At 46.5% G+C, this 8,557-nt stretch carries 10 protein-coding genes and 5 pseudogenes; 9 read left to right on the top strand and 6 right to left on the bottom strand.

The features are described from left to right. Positions 1 to 126: 126 nt before the first annotated feature. From ACTNDQ_RS11310 to ACTNDQ_RS11285, 6 genes and pseudogenes are all read left to right on the top strand, one after another. Positions 127 to 312 (top strand): annotated as a pseudogene (locus tag ACTNDQ_RS11310) (protein CapI); the annotation flags it as partial. A gap of 55 nt (positions 313 to 367) precedes the next feature. After that, positions 368 to 523 (top strand): annotated as a pseudogene (locus ACTNDQ_RS11305) (HK97 gp10 family phage protein); the annotation flags it as partial. Between the two features lie 10 nt (positions 524 to 533). Further along, complete coding sequence (locus tag ACTNDQ_RS11300; protein WP_441064634.1) at positions 534 to 851, top strand: hypothetical protein; 318 nt, start codon at positions 534 to 536, stop codon at positions 849 to 851. A gap of 34 nt (positions 852 to 885) precedes the next feature. Beyond that, complete coding sequence (locus tag ACTNDQ_RS11295; protein WP_118524258.1) at positions 886 to 1,500, top strand: major tail protein; 615 nt, start codon at positions 886 to 888, stop codon at positions 1,498 to 1,500. Between the two features lie 67 nt (positions 1,501 to 1,567). Further along, a complete protein-coding gene (locus ACTNDQ_RS11290; protein ID WP_441064633.1) occupies positions 1,568 to 1,948 on the top strand; it encodes a hypothetical protein in 381 nt (126 codons plus the stop codon). Further along, on the top strand, positions 1,945 to 2,109 hold the full coding sequence (locus ACTNDQ_RS11285; protein ID WP_173702803.1) for a hypothetical protein: 165 nt from the start codon (positions 1,945 to 1,947) through the stop codon (positions 2,107 to 2,109). Before ACTNDQ_RS11290 ends, ACTNDQ_RS11285 begins: the two co-directional genes overlap by 4 nt. A gap of 74 nt (positions 2,110 to 2,183) precedes the next feature. Here ACTNDQ_RS11285 and ACTNDQ_RS11280 read toward each other — a convergent pair whose 3' ends face one another. The 4 genes from ACTNDQ_RS11280 to ACTNDQ_RS11265 are packed head-to-tail and all read right to left on the bottom strand — an operon-like array spanning position 2,184 to position 3,587. Then, positions 2,184 to 2,519: a hypothetical protein gene (locus tag ACTNDQ_RS11280; protein WP_441064632.1), complete on the bottom strand. Its 336-nt coding sequence runs from the start codon at positions 2,517 to 2,519 to the stop codon at positions 2,184 to 2,186. 27 nt (positions 2,520 to 2,546) lie between these two features. Continuing rightward, positions 2,547 to 2,807, bottom strand: coding sequence for a hypothetical protein (locus ACTNDQ_RS11275; RefSeq protein WP_441064631.1), 261 nt, complete (start codon positions 2,805 to 2,807; stop codon positions 2,547 to 2,549). Beyond that, on the bottom strand, positions 2,788 to 3,369 hold the full coding sequence (locus tag ACTNDQ_RS11270) for a DUF3990 domain-containing protein (protein ID WP_107000210.1): 582 nt from the start codon (positions 3,367 to 3,369) through the stop codon (positions 2,788 to 2,790). The genes ACTNDQ_RS11275 and ACTNDQ_RS11270 overlap by 20 nt, the downstream gene beginning before the upstream one ends. Continuing rightward, positions 3,366 to 3,587: a DUF3791 domain-containing protein gene (locus tag ACTNDQ_RS11265; protein ID WP_107000209.1), complete on the bottom strand. Its 222-nt coding sequence runs from the start codon at positions 3,585 to 3,587 to the stop codon at positions 3,366 to 3,368. Before ACTNDQ_RS11265 ends, ACTNDQ_RS11270 begins: the two co-directional genes overlap by 4 nt. Before the next feature lie 115 nt (positions 3,588 to 3,702). Between ACTNDQ_RS11265 and ACTNDQ_RS11260 the strand changes: the two are divergent. After that, positions 3,703 to 4,884, top strand: a pseudogene (locus ACTNDQ_RS11260) (phage tail tape measure protein); the annotation flags it as partial. 18 nt (positions 4,885 to 4,902) lie between these two features. Here ACTNDQ_RS11260 and ACTNDQ_RS11255 read toward each other — a convergent pair. After that, a pseudogene (locus ACTNDQ_RS11255) lies at positions 4,903 to 5,181 on the bottom strand (nucleotidyltransferase); the annotation flags it as partial. A 264-nt stretch (positions 5,182 to 5,445) separates the two neighbouring features. Here ACTNDQ_RS11255 and gloA2 point away from each other — a divergent pair. After that, the gene (gene gloA2 / locus ACTNDQ_RS11250) at positions 5,446 to 5,829 is read left to right on the top strand and encodes an SMU1112c/YaeR family gloxylase I-like metalloprotein (protein ID WP_441064630.1); all 384 of its coding nucleotides are present in this window, start codon (positions 5,446 to 5,448) and stop codon (positions 5,827 to 5,829) included. A gap of 94 nt (positions 5,830 to 5,923) precedes the next feature. Beyond that, complete coding sequence (locus tag ACTNDQ_RS11245) at positions 5,924 to 6,604, top strand: hypothetical protein (RefSeq protein WP_441064629.1); 681 nt, start codon at positions 5,924 to 5,926, stop codon at positions 6,602 to 6,604. Between the two features lie 373 nt (positions 6,605 to 6,977). On the opposite strand, the pseudogene ACTNDQ_RS11240 reads toward ACTNDQ_RS11245, so the two are convergent. Then, positions 6,978 to 8,370 (bottom strand): annotated as a pseudogene (locus ACTNDQ_RS11240) (transposase). Between the last annotated feature and the right edge of the window lie 187 nt (positions 8,371 to 8,557).

Raw genomic sequence — 8,557 nt, 5'->3', positions numbered from 1 at the left:
AGCAGTATTGGTGTCATGGACGCACCCTGAAAAAAGGCGGTATCCCGCCAGATTTCAGATGCTCTGGTAACTAAGTTGCCGAGTAGTTCACTCACAGGTGCAGCCGGCTTCATCGGTTCTAACCTTGTGAAACGAATCTATCAGGAGGCTCCTTCTGCTACGGTAATCGGCATCGACAATATGAATGCCTACTACGATGTTGCACTGAAAGAGTTCCGTCTGAATGAGCTGACCAAGTATCCCACATTCACTTTTGTAAAAGGTAACATCGCTGATAAGGCACTGATCACGGAGCTGTTCGAGAAGTACAAGCCGTTTGTGGTCGTCAACCTTGCTGCACAGGCTGGTGTGCGTTACTCCATCACCAGTGCATTCCAAGAACCGCTATCAGCTGGCACATCTGCTGGAAAAGGGTCATGCCAAGCGCGGCGGCGGTCGTGTGGCAGGAAGACCCCATATTGCTCCGGCAGAACAGGCCGGTATCGAGCAGCTCCAGTCCCTTATCGAAAAGGCACTGAAGTGAGGAGAAACCAATGACCCACGAAGAAGTAAAAGCTCTGGTGGAGGAAATGGGGCTTCCTTATGCGTATGACCATTTCGCAGAAGGGGAGAGTCCTGATCCACCGTTTATCTGCTTACTGTATCCGAAAGCCGAGAATTTCGGCGCAGATAACCTTGTGTACCACCATTTCAACCGGCTGGACATCGAGGTGTACACCGATTACAAAGACCCGGATATGGAAGCAACTATTGAAGAAGTCCTGACCGCACACGAACTCTACTATGAGAAAAGCGAGGTCTGGATCGAAACCGAAAAAATGTATGAAGTCCTGTATGAGCTGACCGTGTGATGCTCATGCGGGATATTTTTATGGGAGGAACACTATGTCGAAGAAAAGCAATAAGGTCAAATTTGGCCTGAAAAACTGCCATTATGCAAAGGCGACCTTTGACGAAGATGGCAGTGTCACCTATGCGAAGCCGGTCCGCATCCCCGGTGCAGTCAGTCTTTCTATGGATGCCAATGGCGAGATTGAACCGTTCTATGCGGACAATATCGCCTACTATGTCGTGAATAACAACTCCGGCTACGAGGGTGATCTGGAAATCGCACTGATCCCGGAGAGCTTCCTCACGGACATCATGCACGAGGAGCTGGATGGCAACGGCGTGCTTGCTGAGAACGCTAATGTGGAACTGGAGCATTTCGCCTTCCTGTTCGAGTTCGATGGCGACCAGCGCCACATCCGTCATGTGCTGTACAACTGTGTGGCAAGCCGTCCGTCCATCGAGGGTGAGACCAATGAGGACAGTAAGGAAGTCAAGACGGACACCCTGAACCTGCAGGCAACCCCTCTGGCAAACGGTTATGTTAAGGCAAAGACCGGCACCAACACCACCGATGATGTCTATAACAAGTGGTACGATGCGGTCTACGAGCCGCAGGCAGAAGCTGTGGACACCGAAGACACCAGTCACACCGAGGAGCCGCAGGGCTAAGTGACCGACATACACCGCAGGGCTTCGGCTCTGCCAATTTTACATGAAATTTTGGAGGATTACGATTATGGCAGTTACAAAGAAAATCGAGATCGATGGCAAGGAAGTCACCTTTAAGGCAAGTGCCGCTGTACCCCGCCTGTACCGCATCAAGTTCGGTCGTGACATTTACAAAGACCTGCGCCAGCTGGAAAAGAGCGTGGGTGAAAATGATGAGGATAATTCCAAACTCGACCTGTTCAGTCTGGAGATGTTCGAGGACCTGGCATGGCTGATGGCCCGTCATGCTGATCCGGCAAAGGTGCCGGACAGCCCGGAGGAGTTCCTGGACCAGTTCAACACCTTCTCCATCTACCAGATCTTGCCCCAGCTGATCGAACTGTGGGGCCTGAATGTGCAGACGGAAGTGGAATCCAGAAAAAACCTCGAAAAAGTGAGCGGGAAATGACCACCCCGCTCTTTCTGCTGCGTTGTGTACAGCTCGGTATCAGTATCGCCGACCTCGACCTGCTGACCATCGGGTTGGTCAATGATATGTTCACGGAGCGGCAGAACGACGACTATCCGTACAAAGAGCTGGCATCTCAACACGACATGGATGTCTTCTAGCGATAGATTCTGAAAGAAAAACAGACGACCGTGCTTATATTACGAATGAAATAAGCACAATCGTCTGGCAATTTTTAGTCAGGTATTTCAATCAAATCATGAACAGTTCCATGACCAGCTTTTAGTTCCTGAACGGATTTCTTGATGCGAGCGATGTCTTCTTTAGAAAAGTTGAAATCTGATGCAGGATTAACGACATCTTCGAAAACCTCTCGAAGATAGTCTGGACCTTCCATCCAGAGTCCGGTGGAATAGTCAAATAGCATTTTGTATGCGGGAGAGGTTACAAAGCGAAAAAATACGTCGTTGAAGGAAACACCGGTATCATCACAGTAGTCTGTGAGCATAGTGCGCATAACGAGTACGGCGCACATTTCGCGTTGTGAATCATCGATGACAACCTCGTTCATAAAACCACCTCCTAGTGTACTTATCTTTTAAGCAGTCCTTTTGGAAGTGCAGTAGTCATAAAGACTCAGCAGATAATCAGAGCCTTCTTTCCAAATCTCTGTGTCAAAATCAAAGAGGGCTTCATATGCACGAGAACTTGTGAAACGAAGAAGAGCTTCCTCGTAAGATATCTTTTCTCGTGTAGCAAGAGTTTCTACAGCTTCGCGCATCGCAATTACTGCGCAGCATTCCTTTTGAGAATCTGTAGATTTATAGTTTATAGCATTATCACAATTTGATGTCGCCATAGCGGTCACTCCTTACAAATTCAAGATGTTCGACGGCATCCTGAGTTCTGAAACAAAATTGATCCTTGAGACGGTTTGGTAAAAGTTTTTCAATCGTTTCTTTGTCTGCTTTTGGAGTTCCAGGCTCACCAGCACCTTCACCGCTGATATAAATCTGAAGGGTACGGGCTGTCTGATCGTCGGCAATCTTTCCACCGATGATATCAATTACGCTGTATTTTTTCAGAAGCTGAGGAAAGAGGTCTTTCTTTCGATTGGCCGCTACAAAATGCAGCCATTCGATACTGGGTTCTTGAAAAAAGTAAGCGAGAATGTTTGGGTCATAGTGAAATTTGTAGACGGATATTTGTCCATCAGCTGGATCAAAGTTTTTTGGAACAGCACCGATGTGTTTTGCCTTGCGAACAGAAAGCTGGACATAGTTATATGCTTGTTCATAAGATGAGGTTAAGTAGAAACCACGACCAAAATCGAGACCACCCATACAGCGGTTTAAGTCGATGTCAGGAATACTGACATAACTTCCGTGGTAGAGCAACATTCCATCTTCAAGTCCTATCATACGGTAACACCTCGATTCTTGAGCAGGGTTTCAACATCATGCAAAGCACATTCGTAGCTATTCAAATGAAGAATGTCATAGCAGTCAGCGATAAATCCGAGAATGTCGTATTTCTTAAACAATTCTGCGCAGTCGCTGGGAGACATTTTCCATTTGGATTGAGCCATCCGAAAGACCCAGCACTGCATATCGGCAATGTCAATATTATATCCACTCATAGAGCATACCTCCTTTGAGTATAATTCCTCAATTTAAGTATAGCTCTTTTTCTGTCGCTTAGCAACGACAGAATTGTAAATTTCAGATTATTTTCTGCCTGTCTGCCCTGTGCAGATGGGCTTTTTTCATGCCTGCGAGGAGGTGGTTACGCAAATGGCATCCAGAATCCAGGGCATCACCGTTGAGATCGGCGGCGATACCACAAAGCTCTCCAAAGCACTGGAAAGTGTAAACAAGTCAATCAAGGGGACGCAGTCCGGACTGAAGGATGTCAACAAACTCCTGAAACTGGATCCATCCAATACAGAACTGGTCGTCCAGAAGCAGAAGATGCTGAAGGATGCCATTGAAGATACCAAGGAAAAACTGGCAACTCTGAAGACTGCCGCACAGCAGGCCAATGAGCAGCTTGCCAACGGTGAGATCACCCAGCAGCAGTACGATGCCCTCCAGCGTGAGATCGTGGAGACCGAACAGAATCTGCGATCCTTACAGGACCAGGCGGCAACGACAAATGCGACTCTTGCTAAGATTGATGAAGCCGGAGAAAAGCTCCAGAACATTGGATCTTCTGTGGAGAATGTCGGTAAGAAGTTCCTGCCGGTGACCGCAGCAGTGACCGGTCTTGGTGCTGCCGCAGTGAAGACCGCAGCCGATTTCGATTCCGAGATGAGTAAGGTCTCTGCCATTTCCGGCGCAACAGGGGATGACTTTGACCAGCTTCGTGCAAAAGCCCGTGAGATGGGTGCGAAGACCAAATTCTCTGCATCTGAGGCAGCTTCGGCGATGGAATACATGGCCATGGCTGGATGGAAAACAGGGGATATGCTGAACGGCATCGAAGGTATCATGAACCTCGCGGCGGCTTCGGGTGAAGACCTCGCTACGACTTCGGATATCGTAACCGATGCTCTTACTGCTTTCGGCTTATCTGCTGCGGATTCCGGGCATTTTGCAGATATTCTTGCAGCCGTTTCCTCCAATGCGAACACCAATGTCTCCATGATGGGCGAGACGTTCAAGTACTGCGCACCTATCGCCGGTGCACTGGGGTTCTCGGCAGAGGATACCGCAGAAGCCATCGGTTTGATGGCAAACAGTGGTATCAAGGCTTCACAGGCTGGTACTTCCCTTCGTACCATCATGAACAACCTTTCCGGTGAATTGACCTTTGTGGGCAAGAACATCGGTGAGGTCACGATTGCGACCAGCAACGCAGATGGCAGCATGAGAAGCCTGAACGCCATCCTTGCGGACTGCCGTGTGGCATTCTCCGGGCTGTCGGAATCTGAGAAGGCCGCCAACGCAGAGGCACGGCTTTGTCCGGCCTGCCGGAAGTTCTCCCGGAATATCGTTGATATCCTGAAATGCGTAGTCCACAGTTACATTGTGAGCGGAGCAGATAGAAGCAATTCGGTCACCAATGACCTCTTTGAACTCCTTCTCGATATCCTTACGGATAATAAATACCACATGGTTGAAACCAGCTTCAATCGCATCATGGATTGAGTAGTCCATGATGCGATGTCCGGCATCATTCACTGGCTCCAACTGTTTAATTCCTGTTCCAAATCGGCTGCCATGATAAGTAATGTTGTTTTCATAATCTCTCCTTAATGTGCTCGCGCTGCTTTTATCGGCATACCTTAATGCACTGATAGCAAGTTGCTGGCAAGCGGGATGAGTGCGGACGAGATCCTCGAAAAACTGAAATAAACAAGAACTCCAAGACAAAAAATGAATGCCGTGTGGACAAACTGAACTCCAGGAGTTCACACGGTATTTTTTGAAGGTTGTCGTATAGTTTATAACGAAAATAAAAGAAGGACAAAATTTAAAGAAATGGAGCGTGAAAAAATGAACTTATCAAAAATACACCACATCGCAATCATCGTATCTGACTACGAAGCTGCAAAGAATTTTTATGTAAACAAACTGGGCTTCTCTGTCATCAGAGAAAACTACCGCCTGGAGTGCAAGGACTGGAAGCTGGATCTTCGTGTCAATGAATCCACAGAGCTGGAGATTTTCGCTGAGGAAAATCCTCCGAAGCGTGTAAACCGTCCAGAGGCCTGTGGCCTGCGTCACCTTGCGTTCTGCGTTGATAGCGTGGAGCAGACAGTGAATGAGTTGGCAGAGGTCGGGATTGAATGTGAGCCAATCCGCGTGGATGATTACACTGGCAAGAAGATGACTTTCTTCCACGATCCGGATGGACTGCCGCTGGAGTTGCATGAGTAAAATGAAGAAAACCAGAAAGCCCGGTGGTGGCCGGTAGAAGCTGAAGCCGGAGTACGATGCCGGGAAAAATCTGAAAGAGCAGATGGAAAGTGCTGTGGCGCTTTATGAGGAGGATTGCTCTCTCCAATCCATCGCCGATGCTCTAGCCCTTAATCCTATCAAGGTACGGAAGCTGCTCATCACGGCTGGTGTGTATGAATCTGAAGTGGCGGAAAAAGTAAAAAACACTTTTGAAGAATATCGAGAAACACAGGACTACAAAACATCTATACTCTCAACTGCAAATACTCTTCAACTCTCCAAAGCCTCCGTCACTTTGTACCTGCCTTATAAAAAAGGTGTGTACTTTCCAAGTACAGCAGAAAAAGAGAAGATCAGTGTCGGAGCAGAGCGGCAGCGGAGATACAAAGCGATGAAGCGGTGGAGGATTGATCCGATAGAAGAGAACTTCTGGGGAGTGGTTCTGGCCTATGCTGGAGTAAAATTCAAAACTTATTCTGGCTTACCCTTTACCTATGAAATACGAAAAGGCAGGAACGGCGAATACACAAAAGAACTCTGGATCGACCGCCGGGAGAACAGTAAAAGCCTGGCATGGAGTTTAGTACTGCTGGCACTGAAGAATGTTAAAGAGGATGTGGTTGATTGTTCTAAAGCTCTGGGCGATATCCGGGGAGTGACCTACATATACGGAATGTTCTATCGGTTCGGACTGATCGATGTGCCGGACAAGGTAAAGGAGAAGATGGGCCGTCCAAAAGACCGCAAAAAATAGGTTGCTATGTACAGAAGTGTGCGGTAATATGTGCCGTAACTGAGGATGTGAATCTCAGTTGGGAAGGATGATAGCATTATAGAAAAATTGAAAGAATAGGTAATTGCGAAACAGGTTCGTGATATGAGCCCAAATAGTGCTGAAACTTAGGGTTTTAGAATATCTGGGATTGAAAAGCACGGAAAAACAGGGTGGATAATGATATAAGTTGGAATAGAACAGGAAATGGGCGCACTTATAGAGGGAAATGAAAAATCCTGTTTAAAGAATAGTAAGTTCTATGCAATTAAGGGTTTAAGACTACGGATGTACTGATGCTGTTTGATCTTATCAGCGAGAATCACTCCGATAAGCTGTGTGATGCCAGCCAGGATCAGATCGGCATGAAGTGTTTTCTCATTTTGCGTTTTGCGGGCGGCAATCTCAAAGCTGTCTTTGAAGTGGTTAATGGAGCGTTCTACAGTGGTTCTGATCTTATATGTATCGTTCCATTCCTCAGTCCCGCGCACAGTGCCGGGATAAGTACGTAAGTCTTTTTCAGGGTAAAGGTATACCATTCTTCCACATGGTGAAGATGTGCAGGAAGAGTCACAGTGACAGACACGGTGATATTTTCCTGTGGAAGGATTCTTTTCCCATTTGACTTTTGGACAGATGAATTTATAGCGTACAATACCGTTCTTCCGTTTGCTGGTCCCTTCATGTTTCATAGGAAGGGAACGATCATTCGGACAACAGGGAATCCCATTTTCATTTACTGAATAGTCATTGTTTTCCAATCCGGAACGGGAATTTAATGGGATGTAGGCCTTTTGAAAGTGAAGGCCATTGCCGTCAGTATCTCTGCCAAAGGTGTCTCCTGAAAGAAGCTCTTTATAAAGTTTCGCGGAGTCAAAGGCGGCATCTCCTAAAAAAGTATTTGGGTTGATGAGGGGATGTGCAGCAAACAGATCCTGTAAAGTAGGGATGAGTAGCCTGGCATCATGGACCGATTTATCTTCATCTGGGGAATCGGACTTCTTTTCAAGAATAATCTCAGGATGCTTTTCAAAAAAATCCTTGTTATAGAAGTCAATATGCCGGACAATGCCCAAACCATTTGTGACAATGCCAAATTTGTAGGCATAACAAAAATGCCCATCAATGAAAAGCTGTTTGATATCGGGATTTGCGGCGGCATGGGAAGGCATGGAACCGTAAGCAGCTTTGTAAGGGTCATAGTTCTTATCAAAATGCATGGCTTTTGCGTATGATTTTAGCTGTCTGATGATGTGGTTGGCATATTTAGGATTGTTTTCTGTAACCCAGGCCTCTATGCCAGAGGAATCAAAGATGGCCATAGCAGCTCTGGAGGAATCGATTGCCTGACAGATTGGTTCCGTAAGATCAACAAGGTGGTTAAAAACAGCCTGTAGATCTTCGAGAAAATCCTGCTTGAAACGGGTGATTTTAGAGGCATCCGGAACCTTGTTGAAACCACAGAATTCACGGAGATGCCAGGAATACTGAAGGAAAACAAGGAGCAGGGAATCAGTAGGGATTGAAAAAATACGCTGAATGATAAGTGCCCATAAAAAAGCATTCAAAGGGTATTTACGGGTTCTTCCCGTTGATGCATAGAAGTGCTTCCGGAAGGAAGTGGGAACAATTTCATCAAGGTCAATGTGCTGTTGTAAGAGAGACAGAAACTGAGGTTTGTCGGATTCATAAATTTCCTGACAATCTGAAAAAATATCTGCCAAAGAAAGCTGATTGTATGGTATCATATAGGTACAACTCCTTTCAGGTGGATATGGTTGATTTTTGTTTGGTCACTTAAATTTTACCACAAACCTGTGAGGAGTTGTTCTGTTTTATCAAAGAAAAAAGCCCGATTTTATGCGGGCTGTGGCGTTTCGCAAACGCCTAAAAAATTGAAAGAAATGATGGAGGAGTATTTGAAGAAAACGGAAC

The sequence above is a fragment of the Blautia massiliensis (ex Liu et al. 2021) genome (assembly GCF_052064225.1).
In the GTDB taxonomy this organism is placed as follows: domain Bacteria; phylum Bacillota; class Clostridia; order Lachnospirales; family Lachnospiraceae; genus Blautia_A; species Blautia_A fusiformis.
Note: the sequence above shows the minus strand (reverse complement) of the source record. Positions and strands in the feature narration are given on the sequence as shown.

Bases quoted from the DNA above. Each gene is read 5' to 3' on its own strand.
- ACTNDQ_RS11295 (WP_118524258.1), top strand. From the start codon at position 886: ATGTCGAAGAAAAGCAATAAGGTCAAATTTGGCCTGAAAAACTGCCAT.
- ACTNDQ_RS11270 (WP_107000210.1), bottom strand. From the start codon at position 3,369: ATGATAGGACTTGAAGATGGAATGTTGCTCTACCACGGAAGTTATGTC.
- ACTNDQ_RS11290 (WP_441064633.1), top strand. From the start codon at position 1,568: ATGGCAGTTACAAAGAAAATCGAGATCGATGGCAAGGAAGTCACCTTT.
- ACTNDQ_RS11275 (WP_441064631.1), bottom strand. From the start codon at position 2,807: ATGGCGACATCAAATTGTGATAATGCTATAAACTATAAATCTACAGAT.
- ACTNDQ_RS11285 (WP_173702803.1), top strand. From the start codon at position 1,945: ATGACCACCCCGCTCTTTCTGCTGCGTTGTGTACAGCTCGGTATCAGT.
- gloA2 (WP_441064630.1), top strand. From the start codon at position 5,446: ATGAACTTATCAAAAATACACCACATCGCAATCATCGTATCTGACTAC.
- ACTNDQ_RS11265 (WP_107000209.1), bottom strand. From the start codon at position 3,587: ATGAGTGGATATAATATTGACATTGCCGATATGCAGTGCTGGGTCTTT.
- ACTNDQ_RS11300 (WP_441064634.1), top strand. From the start codon at position 534: ATGACCCACGAAGAAGTAAAAGCTCTGGTGGAGGAAATGGGGCTTCCT.
- ACTNDQ_RS11280 (WP_441064632.1), bottom strand. From the start codon at position 2,519: ATGAACGAGGTTGTCATCGATGATTCACAACGCGAAATGTGCGCCGTA.